This is a genomic window from Thalassotalea euphylliae (genome assembly GCF_003390335.1).
In the GTDB taxonomy this organism is placed as follows: domain Bacteria; phylum Pseudomonadota; class Gammaproteobacteria; order Enterobacterales; family Alteromonadaceae; genus Thalassotalea_F; species Thalassotalea_F euphylliae_B.
Window position 1 is genome coordinate 1,229,345 of record NZ_QUOU01000001.1, and the last position, 14,986, is coordinate 1,244,330.

The window sequence follows — 14,986 nt, forward strand, 5'->3', positions numbered from 1 at the left end:
GCTTGTTAAGCAGTCATGACGTTTTGATGATGGCTGCTGATACGTATGAGTAAATTGATAAAATCGCCCGTTGGTCAACAAGTGTTAAAGCAGAGCGAGCAAGAATCCTCGCTTTGGCATTTGCCTGATGTTGAAAAGCAAGCAAGCGCACAAGAGCTTGAACAAACCAATGCACTGGGTAAACCGCGCAATTGGCGCTACGAGCCCCCCCCTGAGCCAGAACCCGAGCCAGTTCCTTTAACTGCGGAAGAGATTGAAGAAATTCGCCAAGCGGCTTACGAAGAAGGGTTTAACCAAGGCAAAGAAGAAGGCTTTGCCAAAGGCTATGAAGAGGGTAAAGCGCAAGGTCACCAAGAGGGTGAGCAAGCCGGGCGCGAACAAGGTCATGCCGAAGGTTTTGCCTCGGGTGAGCAAGCAATTAATGAACTCGCTGCGCAGTGGCAGCAGCAAGTCGAACAGCTACACCAACCACTGGCGGTGGTTGAAAAAAATATCGAGCACCAGTTGTTAGTGTTGGTGGCGCAGTTAACCGAAGCTGTTGTGCTGAGCGAAGCCAAAACGAATCCCGATATTTTAACGGCCGCGATCAGTGAAGGTATCAAAGCGCTACCCAGCCAAGAATCACAGGTGCAAATTTTATTACACCCGAGTGATATTACGCGGGTTACAGAGCAATTTGGTGACAGCTATATTCAAGAGCAGGGCTGGCGTTTATTGCCGGCACCGCAATTCGATCCCGGTAGTTGTCAAATCGAAAACAGCACCTCGAGTATCGATCTCACGTTAAAATCACGTATCAAACAAGTTGTGGAATCATTTTTGCAAGAAGCCCTACATAAGTAGTTTGTTGTCAAAATTCCAACATGATTGAAAGTGCTCATTTGGCAGAGCGCCTAGCGCAATGCCAACCTATTATTAAGCCATTTCACCAAGCCGTGGCCGGTCGACTGATCCGAGTGGTCGGCCTAACCTTGGAAGCGGTTGGGGTGAAAGCACATGTTGGCAGCCAGTGCTTAGTTGAAACCGCCCACGGTGAACTTATCGCTGAAGTTGTCGGCTTTGCCGAAGACAAAACCTATCTGATGCCAGAGCAAAGCCTGACTGGCGTATTACCTGGTGCACGAGTGCTGCCCTTGTCGGCCAAGGCAAGATTGCCAATGTCGATGGATCTGCTCGGGCGAGTGATTGATGGTGTTGGTAATCCGTTAGATGGCAAAGGGCCCATTGAATCTGACGAGCAGTATCGTCACGACAGCACGCCGCTCAACCCGCTGGCTCGTCGCGCTATTTCTGAGCCTTTAGATGTTGGCGTTCGCTCAATTAACGGATTTATTACCGTTGGACAAGGCCAGCGTATGGGATTATTTGCTGGCTCTGGTGTCGGTAAATCTGTACTGCTGGGGATGATGACGCGCGGCACGAGTGCTGACGTTATTGTGGTTGGGCTAGTAGGTGAGCGTGGCCGTGAGGTGAAAGAATTTATCGAAGAGATTTTAGGTGAAGAAGGGCGTCGACGCTCGGTGGTTGTTGCAGCCCCCGCAGATTGCTCGCCCCTAATGCGTTTAAAAGGCTGTGAAACCGCCGTACAAATTTCTGAATACTTCCGCGATCAAGGCTTAAATGTCCTGCTATTACTCGATTCATTAACGCGCTACGCGCAAGCGCAGCGTGAAATTGCCTTGGCTGTGGGTGAGCCGCCAGCAACTAAGGGGTATCCGCCTTCGGTGTTCTCAAAATTACCTCAGTTGGTTGAACGCGCAGGCAATGGTGGTGAAGGGCAAGGCTCTGTGACCGCTTTCTATACGGTATTAACTGAGGGGGATGATTTGCAAGACCCCATTGCGGATGCCGCACGAGCGATTCTCGATGGTCATATCGTACTTTCGCGTGCCTTAGCGGACGGTGGTCATTATCCAGCGATTGACGTTGAAGCGTCAATTTCCCGTGTTATGCCGATGGTGACCAGCCCTGAACACCAGCAACTGGCTCGTAATCTCAAGCAAATCTATTCACTGTATCAGCAAAACAAAGACTTGATTGCCATTGGCGCATATACCAAAGGCAGTGATCCGCGTATTGATCAGGCGATTAATATGCTGCCGGTTATCGAGTTTTACTTACAACAGCAGATGAAAGAAGTGATCCCCTACGATCAGAGCTTAACTCAGCTCAATGAAATTATTGCCGCAGCGCAAGCGCAACAAGGCCAACAAGCGCAGCAGAATATGGTCGCGGCGCGCTAGATTGACGAGTCATCATGCCTGCCGCTAATCGCAAAGGATAACACCATGTCTTCGAAGCAGCTCGATATTTTGTATCGATTCGAAAAGGAAAAAGAAAGTAAGGCCGCTCAGCAGTTGCAAGCGGCGGAGCTTGATTACCAACAAAATTTGCAGCGCATGCAAGGGGTGAGCGATTACCGCTTGGAATACATGCGCAGGCTAAGTGAGCGGTCACGTCAGGGGATTGATAGCGCCACGTTTAATCACTTTCACGCCTTTGTGAAAAAACTAGATCAGGCGGCGGAGCAAGTATCTATCGCTATCAATCAAGCGAAAGCCTTAACGGAGCAGCGCAAACGCCAATGGTTAGCACAACGCCAGAAAGTACAGGCAGTAGAGCACCTGAGAGAATTGAAATTAAAAGAGCTGGCAAAGCAGGAAGCGAGAAAAGAGCAAAAAATGTTTGATGAAATCGCGACCCAACAATTTGTTAGAAAACAGCGCTAACACTTGAATTTTATCGCTAATGACACAGTTAATGACATTGTTCTCTATATGTGCTGGCGTAATAATTGCTTATTTTTTAATTGGTTTCACCTGAACGTGGGCAACCCTTGCATGTAAAAGGCTTATGACTACGTGGATTCTAGCCTATTGTCGAGATGAGCCGTGAAGTTGCGGTGAAACAGGTACAGGTTGGAAAAAGGCGTATTAATTGCCTCTGCGTAAACGCAAGCGACCAAAGATTACCGCACAGCGGCGCAGTGCTGCCAACTTTAGGTTTTTGCTCAGCCACTGCGTTTGGTTTATGTCTAACCCGCATCAGGGGCGTTGCGGCTAAGCAAGGGCGAGTTTAAAAAGTGGCGAGGACAGTAAGTAGGTATTGTTGTTCAAAAATAAAGACAGCTAATTGATTGGCTGAATATCACTACGGATAAAGTTGTATTGGAATTGTTATGACACGAGTAAATGTATTGTCGGTAGACAGGCTACAAACGACAGACTTGGTTGCTGAGGCTCCTGCCAGTAATAACAAAGCAACGGGTAATGGCGAGTTTTCTCGGCTTGTTGATGATCAAGTGCAATCGCAACAAGCGAATGCTAATAAAGTTGCCAATGTTAGTGCGCGAGAGCAACGCAGCTCGCTCAAGCGAGACGACCAACAATCGGCGAGTAACTCCAATGAAATTACGCAAAATGAGCAAACTGCGGCAAGTGCGAGTGAACAGAGCCGTGACAAATTAAGTGGCGAAACGAGTGACGACGCCAGTAGTAATAGCTCAGCACCGTCAGCGAGCAAGCATAGCGGTGATGATCAAAGTGCTAGCGAGGTGGAATCGACAGATGAGCTATCTGACGAAGCAACGAAAAACGCTGAAATAGCCAATACGCAAACCGATAAATTGGCAACGTCGACAGGTGAGGCGGCATTAAAGCCAAAAGCGCAGGCTAAGCCTGACGACTTTATGACGCTACTGGCTAAGTCTGAGCAATTGCTGAGTAGCAAGATGACTGAAAACAGCACTGATGAATCAACGGCGGACACAGCAGTGACTAGTCGTGAAGATGTTGTGGTTAACATAAAAGGTGGTTCAGAGAGTACTAACCAAGCCGCAGGCACTTCGCAAGCCAAGAATCATACACTTGCACAGCAAGTTGCATCACATTTAACTGACGAGAGCTCAGAAGAGTGTGACGGCGAGACAACAGAGTCGAATAAACACAATAGTAAACTTATTGAAGTGGGCTTAGCTCAATCTAAAGCTGACGCAAGCAATGTTGCGCAAAACGCTAAATCACAGGTAGTGACGCCCAGTTCGGATGCCACGTTAAGTGACGTGCGCTTTTCAGGAGCTGAGCAGGCGGAAGCTGAGCAGGCAGGAAGTGAGCTAACGGAAGAGCAGATTGCCAATGCACGATTAGTGACCAGTGATGAAGCTGAGCGTGAAGCACTTGCAGGTGGTTCAGCAAATGGTTTATCAACCAACAATCAGAGCGCGGGTAACCCGTCTCTGGGTAATCAATCGACAAGCAACCAAGCAAATTCACCACAAAGTGGTAAGGCGCAAAGTGATGCTAATAGCACAGTGGCAGGTCAAACGCCGAGTGTCCCTAATCAAAATGGTGTGGTTGATGAAAACACAGAACAAGTGCTTGATGCAGAGCAAAGCGGCAGTCGTGAAAGTGATGTACAACTGGCCGCAAGCCAGCAAACCAGCACTCAGCAAACCATCAATCAGCAAAAAAGTACAAATAATTCAGGCAGTCAACCATCGGCACATGTTCAGCAATTAAATGCGATTGCCAATGATGGGGCAGAAGAGCAATTAGCACAGGGTTTTAGTGAGGCAGAGCAGCAAGCCGCTGAACTGGCAAAGCAGTCAGAAGTGGCCGATCAGCAAGCACAACTTTCGGGTCAACCCCCTCGTTCCAGTTTTGCTGAAAGCTTGATAGCAGCAAATGCAGGTCAACCTACTGCAACCTCGACTATTGCTAATAGTGACAGTTTAACCGCTGAGCAAATTGAGCGCTTAGAAGCGGTTAGCAGCAAAGTGATTGACAGTAATTTGGACATTAAAAAAGCCCAGCAGCTGCAAACTGAAACCATTAATATTTATCGCCGCGACTTTGCCGAAGCGGTTAAAGATAAAGTGATGGTGCTGGTTAATCAAAAGCTTCAGCAAGTAGATATTCAACTTGACCCACCTGAGTTAGGTAATGTTCACGTACGCGTTAACTTGCAAGGGGATCAGGCGGCAGTGAATTTCACCGTGCAAAATCCACAGGCGAAAGATGCACTAGAGCAGCATATGGATAAATTACGCGATATGCTGCAAGAAAGCGGTGTCGATGTTGGTGATGCAAATGTTGCGCAACAACAGCAAGGTAATGGTCAGCAGCAAGGGCGAATGACTCAAGGGCATGGGGCAGTGGATGAGGTGACCGCGATACCTGATAATATTGCGCAGTTGGTTAAAGGTTCGGCAACTGGTATTGATTTCTACGCTTAAAACACTAAAAGCATTGGCGTGAACAGTTATCGACGATATAGTTTAGCAAAGCGATTGAACTGCTGAAAAAATAGGGTGTTTTATGGCAGACGAAAAAGAATTGGAAGTCGATAACGGCGGTGGTGGCAAAAAGAAAATGATGATCATCATCATTGCTGTGGTCGTGCTGTTAGCTGCTGGTGGTGGTGTGTTCTTTTTTATGGGCGGTGAGCCTTCTGAGGAAGAAGTTGCCACAGCCTTGGAGAGCGGTGAAATGGAAAAGGCTGATGGCGAAGCCGCGCCCCAAGCAGCAGGTGCTTCTGCTGGCAGTGCACTCTATGTTCCAATGCCAAGGCCGTTTAGATTTAACGTACCAGGTGCAGCTCGTGACCGTTTTGTCGAAATTCGCGTGCAATTATTAGTGCGCGGTAGTGACAATGAAGAAGAAGCTAAGAAGCATGTGCCGCTAATTGAAAGCACGTTACTGGCGACTTTTTCACTGGCAAACGCCGATGATTTAGCAACGAGTGCTGGTAAAGCGTCATTGAAACAAAAAGCCTTGGCTGAAGTGCAAAAAGTGTTAAGCGAAATCTCTGGCAAAAAAATTGTCGAGAAGGTGTTGTTTACCGGCTTTGTGATGCAATAAGCACAAGTCCATAGACTGAAAAATAAAAGAGTAATTTCAAGTGAGTGACTTACTTTCACAAGACGAGATTGATGCGCTACTCCACGGTGTCGATGAGGTCGAAGAAGATGAGATTGTCGAGGAGCTAGAGCCCCAGGAAGGGATGTCTGACTACGACTTTTCGTCGCAAGACCGAATCGTTCGTGGTCGTATGCCGACACTTGAAATGGTTAACGAACGCTTTGCGCGCCACATGCGCATTAGTTTGTTCAATATGATGCGACGCACTGCGGAAGTATCAATTAACGGCATTCAGATGATCAAGTTTGGTGAGTACGTACATACCTTGTTCGTACCAACTAGCTTGAATATGGTTCGTTTTAGACCGCTAAAAGGTACTGCGCTAATTACCATGGAAGCGCGCTTGGTCTTTATTTTGGTGGATAACTTCTTTGGTGGTGATGGTCGTTATCACGCCAAAATTGAAGGCCGTGAGTTCACACCCACCGAGCGTCGTATTATTCAAATGTTACTCAAGCTGATTTTTGAAGACTACAAAGAAGCTTGGTCGCCTGTGATGGATGTTTCATTTGAATACCTCGATTCAGAAGTTAACCCCTCAATGGCAAACATCGTCAGCCCGACGGAAGTTGTGGTGATCAGCTCTTTCCATATTGAACTGGATGGCGGTGGCGGTGATTTCCATGTCGCTTTGCCGTATTCGATGCTTGAGCCTATTCGCGAGCTGCTCGATGCCGGTGTACAAAGTGATAAAGAAGATACCGACATGCGCTGGTCGAAAGCGTTACGCGATGAGATTCTCGATGTACCTGTAGAGCTGACCACTAAGTTTATCGAGGTGGATTTGTCGCTGCAAAAGGTGATGGAGTTGCAGGCAGGTGACATTATCCCGGTAGAAATCCCAGACCACGTCACTGTCTTGATTGAAGAGTTACCGACCTTTAGGGCCAAGTTAGGACGCAGTCGCGATAACTTAGCACTGCAAATCCAAGAGAAGATCAAGCGTCCGGAATCTGTGAAGTCTGAACTAACCATATTAACCAAGGGCGGTAAGCGCCTAGATAGTGATGCTGAATTGCATATGCTAGAAGATGATTTAGAGTATTAAATAGAGGCAGTTATGAGTACTGATAACGATGATTTAAGTATGTGGGACGAGGCCTTGAATGAACAGGCTGAAGCTCGCGAAGCTGCTGAGGGCGCTGAAAAAGTTGAACTGGAAGAGCTCGAAGAAAGAGACACGCCTATTTCTGGCGAAGAGAAACGCAAGCTAGATGCCATTCTTGATATTCCCGTGACTATTTCGATGGAAGTGGGGCGCTCAAATATTTCTATTCGCAACTTGCTACAGCTCAACCAAGGCTCGGTTGTTGAACTTGATCGCGTTGCCGGTGAAGCGTTAGACGTGCTGGTCAATGGCACACTTATCGCACACGGTGAGGTTGTGGTTGTGAACGATAAGTTTGGTATTCGCTTAACCGACGTTATTAGTCAGGTTGAACGGATTAAGAAGCTCAAGTAACTTATATAACTCAAGTGACTTCATGACTTTGGTGACCAGATTTATCATAAATATTGCTTGTTGCGCGTTGCTGCTGTTAACGTCATCTTCGGTGATTGCGCAGCAGATAAGCAATGAACATGACAGTGCGCCAGCAGTAAAAGAGTTGCCAGTAAAAGCGGAAACTAGTGCTCAGCAACCCGATTTACAGGTTGCTCAAGCTCATCAAGATACAGCATATCAAAACACCGCATATCAAAAAAAAGATTCCCCCAATAAGGCAAATCAAGCGCAAGCTGCTCAAGCGAGCACAGATCAAGATACCTCGTTAGACAACTCATCTGCTATCTCAAAAAAGTCCACGCCAGCACAACAAAATTTGGAAGTAGGCCGCCACGTCGCCACGAACAATCTGGAATTGTCGAGCATGCTGTTATCCCTATTAGCTGTCTTGGCGATGATATTTCTTGCTGCGAGTGTCCTTAAAAAATTCAAACTAGGCACGCAGCTAGGTGGCGAATTAAAAGTGATTACGTCATTGCACATTGGTACCAAAGAGCGGCTCGTTGTGGTCGAAGTTGCTGGTAAACAACTGCTGCTTGGGGTGACGGCAAATAATATTTCGATATTACAAGAGCTTGCAGAGCCGTTAAGTCACCAGCAGCGTATGCCTGTGGATCTTGGTGCCAGCCTTAGCAAGTTACTTAAAAAATAGTGTTGTAAAAAACGATGAAAAAGACGCTGATATTTGTTTTCTCACTGATTGTTCTCTTTGCTTCTAGTCAAGTGTTGGCTGCCGATGATTTATCAATGTCGGCGCTCAAGCTAACAACCAATCCTGATGGCTCGCAAGAGTACTCAGTGACATTACAAATCTTAATTTTTATGACTGCACTGGGTTTTATTCCCGCAGCGGTCATTATGATGACATCATTTACGCGCATCGTAGTGGTGATGGCCATTCTGAGGCAGGCTTTTGGTTTACAGCAAACGCCGTCAAATCAGGTGATCATTGGTCTAACCTTGTTTATGACCATTTTTATTATGACGCCGGTGTACAACCAAATCGATAAAGTGGCGATCCAGCCCTATTTGTCTGAGCAATTAACCTCTGTTGACGCGCTCAGCGAAGCAAAAGTGCCACTGCGCGCCTTTATGCTAGAGCAAACCCGGGTTAAAGATTTAGCAACACTTGCTGAAATGGCTGGCATAGGGCAGGTCGATCAGCCAACCGATTTACCAATGACGGTTATCATCCCTGCCTTTGTCATTAGTGAGCTAAAAACCGCCTTTCAAATTGGCTTTATGCTGTTTATTCCTTTTCTTATCATTGATTTAGTTGTAGCGAGTGTCTTGATGGCGATGGGGATGATGATGCTCTCGCCCATGATTGTTTCACTCCCCTTTAAGTTGATGCTTTTCGTGCTGGTCGATGGCTGGAACCTTGTTATTGGTACCATAGCCGCCAGCTATGGGTTGGGGACTTAGCGATGTCTCCCGAGGTTTTTGTCGATGTACTAAGAGACTCAATGTTTCTGGTAATTTTGCTGGTCTCGGCAATTGTTGTTCCCAGCTTAATTGTGGGTCTTATCGTTGCTGTTTTCCAAGCGGCCACTTCGATTAACGAGCAAACACTGAGCTTTTTACCGCGTTTAATTGTCACTTTATTGGCGCTGATCTTTGGTGGCCATTGGCTCGTGGAAAAGCTGATGGATTACACCATCAGGCTCGTTAGCAGTATTCCGAGTGTCGTTAGCTAATGGAGTTTACCGAGTCAGTCATTAACCAATTTATGGCTGATTTATTGCTGCCGCTGACCCGTGTATCGGCCTTGATTATGTCGATGATTGGTTTAGGGGCGCAGACGATTCCCATGCGCATCAAACTGTTACTCTCTATCGCCATTACCTTCGCGATTATGCCTGCCATCCCACCTGTCGGTGTCGACAACTTATTTGCCTTTGACACTTTTTTATTGGTCGTTGAGCAAATTCTGATCGGGGTGTTAATTGGCTTTGTCACTGTTTTGGTGGTCAATACTTTTACCCTTGCCGGGCAAATTATCGCGATGCAAACGGGTTTGGGGTTTGCCTCACTAGTTGACCCGGCCAGTGGCACTAGTGTACCGGCTGTTGGTCAGTTTTTTCTGATCTTATCAACGCTACTGTTCTGGTCGCTTGATGGGCATTTAACGTTTTTACAATTTATTGTCGTGAGTTTTGAAACCATCCCAATCCCCGGTCAGGGGCTTGAAGCCATGAAGTATAAGGAAACCGTCGAGTGGGCTGGCTGGATGTTTACTACTGCATTGTCATTGGCACTTGCGCCGCTAACGGCGATGCTGCTGATTAACTTTTCGTTTGGTATTATGACGCGTGCCGCGCCTCAACTTAATATATTTTCTGTCGGTTTTCCGATTACGATGACGGGTGGCTTGATTATTATGTGGCTAACACTTGGTAATTTTCTTCTTCACTTTGAGCAGCAGTGGCAAAGGGCGATCGATTTTACGTGTTACCTTGTCGATTGTGGGGGGAGTTAACCTATGTTCATTCACCGCTTGTTTCAATTGCTGATAACTATGGCTAGCAATTATGGTTAAAAACGATGGCTGATTCAGATTCAGGCGAACGCACTGAAGAGCCGACGGCGAAAAAGCTGTCGGAGGCTCGACAGAAAGGGCAAATTCCTCGCTCGAAAGACTTAGGTACCATGTTTGTACTTATCAGTAGTGCCTGTGCCTTGTTGATGGTTGGCGACTATTTAGTGCTTAGCCTGTCGCAAATGATGAAGCGCATGTTTACATTTACGCGCGAAGAGGTCATGGATACTCAGAATATCTTCAATATCGTTGGCGAGGTTTTCGCCGGTGTGATGTATCCCATGTTATGGATTTTTGCGATTATCACGCTCGCAGCCTTTGTCGGGAATACCTTGTTAGGCGGTATGAATTTTTCCTGGGAGGCGATGGCGCCCAAGGCAAATAAGCTCTCACCGCTGCAAGGCTTCAAGCGAATGTTGGGCGTACAAGCAGGGGTTGAGCTAATTAAATCACTACTCAAATTTTTCGTTGTCTTTTTTGTCGCGATCACTTTGTTGACGGTTTTGTTTGAAGAAATTATCAGCCTGAGTTTAGAGTCCGCCCCCACTAACTTCGGTCACGCGGTAGAAATGTTGCTGTGGATGTTTTTGGCATTGGCGTCATCATTAGCGATCATCGCGGCCATTGATGCGCCATACCAAGTGTGGAACCACACTCGCCAGCTAAAAATGACGAAGCAAGAAGTCAAAGATGAGATGAAAAATACCGAGGGTAGCCCGGAAATTAAAGGGCGTATTAGGCGAGCACAGTATGAAATGTCGCAGCGCCGCATGATGCAAGACGTGCCTCAAGCTGACGTTGTTATCACGAACCCCACTCATTATTCTGTTGCTCTAAAGTACGATGCTGAGCAAGGTGGAGCGCCGATGATGATTGCCAAAGGGGCGGATCAAATGGCGATTCATATTCGCACTATTGCCAAAGAACATGAAGTTGAAATATTACAATCACCTGCGCTGGCGCGTTCTTTGTATTACACCGCTGAGGTGAACGAAGAAATTCCAGAAGCACTGTTTGCCGCAGTTGCCCAGGTACTTGCGTTTATTTTTCAGCTTAGGGCACACCGCTCAGGTAAGGGGCGGCGTCCTGTGGCGTTGGCAAAAAATCTTCCCATTCCAGACGATTATCGATACTAGCTCAGAAGTGACTAGCCGAAAAGTGACTGGCGGACAAATTATCAGCGGTTAAGTAAGCAGGCTAGCGTTGTGGCTTGCTTATTGCTTTTGCTGTTAGTAATCCAGTAATCGTCAAAACTTTATCACTAATTTGAAATGCAGTTATTAGCGAAATTCTCCCAATTTGACAAAAGTAAAGTAAGCCATTTATCTGGCTTGGGCACACCGTTCCTGGTTATGGCGGCACTTGGTATGATCGTTTTACCCATGCCGGCAATGCTGCTAGATATCTTATTCTCATTCAACATTGCGTTATCACTCATTGTCTTGCTGATTACTGTCTACACCTTAAAGCCGTTAGATTTCGGCGCTTTCCCGTCGGTATTGCTAATTGCCACCATATTGCGACTGTCGCTTAATGTTGCCAGTACCCGTGTGGTTTTACTGGAAGGTCACGAGGGACCTGATGCTGCGGGGGCTGTTATTGAAGCGTTTGGCTCTGTGGTAATTGGTGGCAACTATGCGGTGGGTTTAGTTGTTTTCCTCATTCTGATCATTATTAACTTTGTCGTAGTCACCAAAGGTGCTGGCCGTATTTCAGAAGTAACCGCGCGCTTTACCCTTGATGCCATGCCGGGTAAGCAAATGGCGATTGACGCCGACCTTAACGCGGGCTTTATTACGCAAGACCAAGCGCGTGAGCGCCGCCAAGAAATTACCAGTGAAGCTGATTTTTACGGTTCAATGGATGGTGCCAGTAAATTCGTCAAAGGGGATGCGATTGCGGGTATTTTGATCCTGTTCATTAATATCATCGGTGGTTTAGTGATTGGCATGGTACAGCATGACTTAACGTTTGATGCGGCTGTTGAAATTTATACGCTATTAACCATTGGTGATGGCTTAGTTGCACAGATCCCTGGCCTATTGCTTTCCGTCGGTACCGCAATCGTGGTTACGCGTCAAAATACGTCTGAAGAAATGGGCAAGCAGGTTAGCAGTCAGTTAGGGCAAGCACGTTCGCTCTACATCGCTGCAAGTGTGATGTTTGTCATGGGGATTGTCCCGGGTATGCCGCACTTTGCCTTCTTGACGTTTGCTGCGTTAATTGCCGCTATCGCTTACTTTGGCGAGAAAATGAAAACCCAAAAAGCTGACGAAGCGCAACAAAAAGCACAAGAAGAGCAAGTGCAAACGCAGCAAAAAGAAGAGGAAACCAAAGATCTTAGCTGGGATGATGTTAATCACGTTGACGTCATTGGCCTAGAGATTGGTTATCGCCTGATCCCGCTAGTGGATAAAGCACAAGGTGGTGAATTACTTAATCGCATTAAAGGGGTGAGAAAGAAACTTTCTCAGGAGTTTGGCTTTTTGGTGCCAGCGGTACATATTCGCGATAACTTGGATCTTGAGCCAAACACGTATCAAATTTCATTAATGGGCGTAGCGGTCGGCGAGGCGGAAATCCGCCACGATCACGACCTTGCCATTAATCCGGGTCAAGTTTTTGGTCAACTTGACGGTATTCCAACCAAAGACCCTGCGTTCGGTTTAGACGCTGTGTGGATCAAGCAAAATCAGCGTGAGCAGGCACAATCACTTGGCTATACCGTGGTTGACGCCGCAACGGTATTGGCAACGCACCTAAGTCAAATTTTAAGTAATAACGCCGCGCAGTTAATCGGCCATGAAGAAGTACAAAACTTACTAGACCGTTTAGGCCAAAATTATCCGAAACTTGTCGAAGGACTGATTCCTGACGTTCTACCATTAGGCAGCGTGGTTAAAGTACTGCAAAACTTAATGAATGAAGGCGTTGCGGTGCGTGATATGCGCAGCATCATTCAGACCTTGGTCGAGTATGGTCCTAAGAGCCAAGACCCAGAGGTACTAACGGCTGCAGTACGCATTAGCTTACGTAAATTCATTATCCAAGACATGGTAGGTTCAGCAAGTGAAGTGCCTGTCATAACATTGGCGCCAGAGTTGGAACAGATGTTGCATCAGTCTATGCAGATGGCTGGTGATGACGGTGCAGGTATTGAACCTGGCCTAGCAGAAAGACTGCAAAAATCATTAACCGATGGCGCACAACAGCAAGAATTAAGCGGTGAAACACCTATCTTGCTAACGTCAGGCATACTGAGAACGGTATTAGCGAAGTTTGTTAAGTACACGATTCCAGGCCTGCGAGTGATTTCTTATCAAGAAGTTCCAGATGATAAGCAAATCAAGATTGTCAGCGCGATCGGTAACTAAACCACCAGCACAAACGTAAGAATTGAATGCTATCTGCTGAATTAAGGGGTTATCAGTGAAGATTAAACGTTATGTTGCTAAAGATATGAGAACCGCGTTGGCACAAATCAAAGAAGAGTTAGGTGCTGACGCTGTCATTATGTCGAACAAGAAGATTCCAGAAGGTGTTGAATTAATGGCGGCGCAAGACAATAGCACGCCAGTTGAGCCGAAAATGGGCGGTGTGAGCCAAGGCGCTAACACTAAACGCGATCTTGCTGATGATGTTGTCAACTTATCGACACCAGCTGCACCAACAAGTACTCTGGGCAATCACACCGAAATGACAGGCGCAGAGCAGCCGCAACAACGCATTGAACCACACTTATCTTCACTTAACGGCGTTGCGCCGCAAGAAGCCCCTTCTTCAGCTGAAAGCTCTCCAGCGGATAGTTTAAGTGCGTTATTAGCACGCAATGTTCAACAACAACCAGCAATGAGCCAGCCTAGCCCAACGGCTGCGCCAGTGCATGACGCTGCACCTGATTTAGAGCTGCAATTAAAACAATTCACCGACAAATTACAGCAACAGCAAGCGAGTAATGAGTCGAGTCAAAACTTTGACTTGCCACAAGTAGAAGACGACGGCTTTGATATGCCAGTTAATGCGACCCCTGCGATGCACGCTGCCAATACCCCAGCAGCTCATCACAGCGCAGACGCAAGCGTTGTTAGTATGGATGCATTCAATCAAATGAAAGCGGAAATGGCCTCTATTCGTCAGCTATTAGAACACCAAGTGTCAGGCCTAATGTGGCAAGACATGGCGCAAAAAGACCCCAATCGCGCGATGTTAATTGACCGCTTAACAGCACTCGGCCTAAACGACCAGTTAGCCGACCAAGTTGCCGGGTTTGTGCCTGCGCATTTAGATGAAGAGCAAAGCTGGCAAAGTGCACTACAACTCTTAACCAGTCAAATCAACACAACCAACAATGATATTATCCACCGTGGCGGTGTGGTATCGCTAGTTGGGCCAACAGGTGTTGGTAAAACAACGACATTGGCAAAGTTAGCTGCGCGTTTCGCACAGGTGCACGGCGCCGATAGCATTTTATTAATTTCGACTGATACCTACCGTATTGGCGGTTTTGAGCAATTAGAAACTTACGGCAAGATTATTGGCTGCCCAGTTAAACTGGCAAAAGACAGCGAAGCGTTAGAGCAACTGATCCAGCAATACAGCAGTAAAAAGCTGATTTTGATCGATACAGCTGGTATGGGTCAACGTGATATGCGTTTGGCAGAGAACTTATCAGGCTTAGTGGCTAACTCACGTATTCGTATTAGAAACTACTTAGTATTAGCGGCTAATACCCAACAAGCGGTCATGCAGGAAAACGTTGAACGCTTCAAGAAAATTCCATTGTGCGGTTGTATTTTTACCAAGCTAGATGAAAGCTTGAGCATGGGTGAAATCTTATCAACGGCTATCCAAAATGGTTTACCAATTGGTTATCTAACAGACGGTCAACGCGTACCGGAAGATATTAAAGTTGCAAATGCTGAAAAATTGGTTAGTCTTGCAGAGAAAATAGCAAACAAATCAGCGGTAAGATTCAATTTTAGCGCTAATCGACAACCAATGGCCTCTGCGGCTTTTGGTTAACCT

At 46.7% G+C, this 14,986-nt stretch carries 14 protein-coding genes; all 14 read left to right on the top strand.

The window, feature by feature from the left end; all coding sequences use genetic code 11:
- The first annotated feature begins 45 nt into the window (after window positions 1–45).
- The gene (gene fliH / locus DXX93_RS05465; RefSeq protein ID WP_258872593.1) at window positions 46–843 is read left to right on the top strand and encodes a flagellar assembly protein FliH; all 798 of its coding nucleotides are present in this window, start codon (window positions 46–48) and stop codon (window positions 841–843) included.
- 20 nt (window positions 844–863) lie between these two features.
- Window positions 864–2,243, top strand: coding sequence for a flagellar protein export ATPase FliI (gene fliI / locus DXX93_RS05470; RefSeq protein WP_116007195.1), 1,380 nt, complete (start codon window positions 864–866; stop codon window positions 2,241–2,243).
- Window positions 2,244–2,288: 45 nt separating this feature from the next.
- Window positions 2,289–2,729 (top strand): flagellar export protein FliJ, encoded by a 441-nt coding sequence (gene fliJ, locus DXX93_RS05475; protein ID WP_116007196.1) that lies wholly within the window; start codon window positions 2,289–2,291, stop codon window positions 2,727–2,729.
- 449 nt (window positions 2,730–3,178) lie between these two features.
- Window positions 3,179–5,233, top strand: a complete 2,055-nt coding sequence (locus DXX93_RS05480; RefSeq protein WP_116007197.1) for a flagellar hook-length control protein FliK — start codon at window positions 3,179–3,181, stop codon at window positions 5,231–5,233.
- Between the two features lie 82 nt (window positions 5,234–5,315).
- On the top strand, window positions 5,316–5,858 hold the full coding sequence (gene fliL / locus DXX93_RS05485; RefSeq protein ID WP_116007198.1) for a flagellar basal body-associated protein FliL: 543 nt from the start codon (window positions 5,316–5,318) through the stop codon (window positions 5,856–5,858).
- 40 nt (window positions 5,859–5,898) lie between these two features.
- Window positions 5,899–6,966 carry a flagellar motor switch protein FliM gene (fliM, locus tag DXX93_RS05490; RefSeq protein ID WP_116007199.1) on the top strand — a complete coding sequence of 356 codons (1,068 nt, stop codon included), beginning with the start codon at window positions 5,899–5,901 and terminating at the stop codon, window positions 6,964–6,966.
- A 12-nt stretch (window positions 6,967–6,978) separates the two neighbouring features.
- Entirely contained in the window at window positions 6,979–7,380 is a 402-nt protein-coding gene (gene fliN, locus DXX93_RS05495; RefSeq protein ID WP_116007200.1) for a flagellar motor switch protein FliN, read from the top strand.
- A gap of 22 nt (window positions 7,381–7,402) precedes the next feature.
- A complete protein-coding gene (gene fliO / locus DXX93_RS05500) occupies window positions 7,403–8,074 on the top strand; it encodes a flagellar biosynthetic protein FliO (RefSeq protein WP_116007201.1) in 672 nt (223 codons plus the stop codon).
- Window positions 8,075–8,088: 14 nt separating this feature from the next.
- The gene (gene fliP, locus DXX93_RS05505) at window positions 8,089–8,847 is read left to right on the top strand and encodes a flagellar type III secretion system pore protein FliP (protein ID WP_116007202.1); all 759 of its coding nucleotides are present in this window, start codon (window positions 8,089–8,091) and stop codon (window positions 8,845–8,847) included.
- Between the two features lie 2 nt (window positions 8,848–8,849).
- Window positions 8,850–9,119 (top strand): flagellar biosynthesis protein FliQ, encoded by a 270-nt coding sequence (gene fliQ / locus DXX93_RS05510; RefSeq protein WP_116007203.1) that lies wholly within the window; start codon window positions 8,850–8,852, stop codon window positions 9,117–9,119.
- On the top strand, window positions 9,119–9,901 hold the full coding sequence (gene fliR / locus DXX93_RS05515; RefSeq protein WP_116007204.1) for a flagellar biosynthetic protein FliR: 783 nt from the start codon (window positions 9,119–9,121) through the stop codon (window positions 9,899–9,901). Before fliQ ends, fliR begins: the two co-directional genes overlap by 1 nt.
- Before the next feature lie 65 nt (window positions 9,902–9,966).
- A complete protein-coding gene (gene flhB, locus DXX93_RS05520; protein ID WP_116007205.1) occupies window positions 9,967–11,097 on the top strand; it encodes a flagellar biosynthesis protein FlhB in 1,131 nt (376 codons plus the stop codon).
- Between the two features lie 135 nt (window positions 11,098–11,232).
- Window positions 11,233–13,335, top strand: coding sequence for a flagellar biosynthesis protein FlhA (gene flhA / locus DXX93_RS05525; RefSeq protein WP_116007206.1), 2,103 nt, complete (start codon window positions 11,233–11,235; stop codon window positions 13,333–13,335).
- 55 nt (window positions 13,336–13,390) lie between these two features.
- Window positions 13,391–14,983, top strand: coding sequence for a flagellar biosynthesis protein FlhF (gene flhF, locus DXX93_RS05530; protein ID WP_116007207.1), 1,593 nt, complete (start codon window positions 13,391–13,393; stop codon window positions 14,981–14,983).
- The last annotated feature ends 3 nt before the right edge of the window (window positions 14,984–14,986 follow it).

Bases quoted from the DNA above. Each gene is read 5' to 3' on its own strand.
- fliH (WP_258872593.1), top strand. From the start codon at position 46: ATGAGTAAATTGATAAAATCGCCCGTTGGTCAACAAGTGTTAAAGCAG.
- fliI (WP_116007195.1), top strand. From the start codon at position 864: ATGATTGAAAGTGCTCATTTGGCAGAGCGCCTAGCGCAATGCCAACCT.
- fliJ (WP_116007196.1), top strand. From the start codon at position 2,289: ATGTCTTCGAAGCAGCTCGATATTTTGTATCGATTCGAAAAGGAAAAA.
- DXX93_RS05480 (WP_116007197.1), top strand. From the start codon at position 3,179: ATGACACGAGTAAATGTATTGTCGGTAGACAGGCTACAAACGACAGAC.
- fliL (WP_116007198.1), top strand. From the start codon at position 5,316: ATGGCAGACGAAAAAGAATTGGAAGTCGATAACGGCGGTGGTGGCAAA.
- fliN (WP_116007200.1), top strand. From the start codon at position 6,979: ATGAGTACTGATAACGATGATTTAAGTATGTGGGACGAGGCCTTGAAT.
- fliO (WP_116007201.1), top strand. From the start codon at position 7,403: ATGACTTTGGTGACCAGATTTATCATAAATATTGCTTGTTGCGCGTTG.
- fliP (WP_116007202.1), top strand. From the start codon at position 8,089: ATGAAAAAGACGCTGATATTTGTTTTCTCACTGATTGTTCTCTTTGCT.
- fliQ (WP_116007203.1), top strand. From the start codon at position 8,850: ATGTCTCCCGAGGTTTTTGTCGATGTACTAAGAGACTCAATGTTTCTG.
- fliR (WP_116007204.1), top strand. From the start codon at position 9,119: ATGGAGTTTACCGAGTCAGTCATTAACCAATTTATGGCTGATTTATTG.
- flhB (WP_116007205.1), top strand. From the start codon at position 9,967: ATGGCTGATTCAGATTCAGGCGAACGCACTGAAGAGCCGACGGCGAAA.
- flhA (WP_116007206.1), top strand. From the start codon at position 11,233: ATGCAGTTATTAGCGAAATTCTCCCAATTTGACAAAAGTAAAGTAAGC.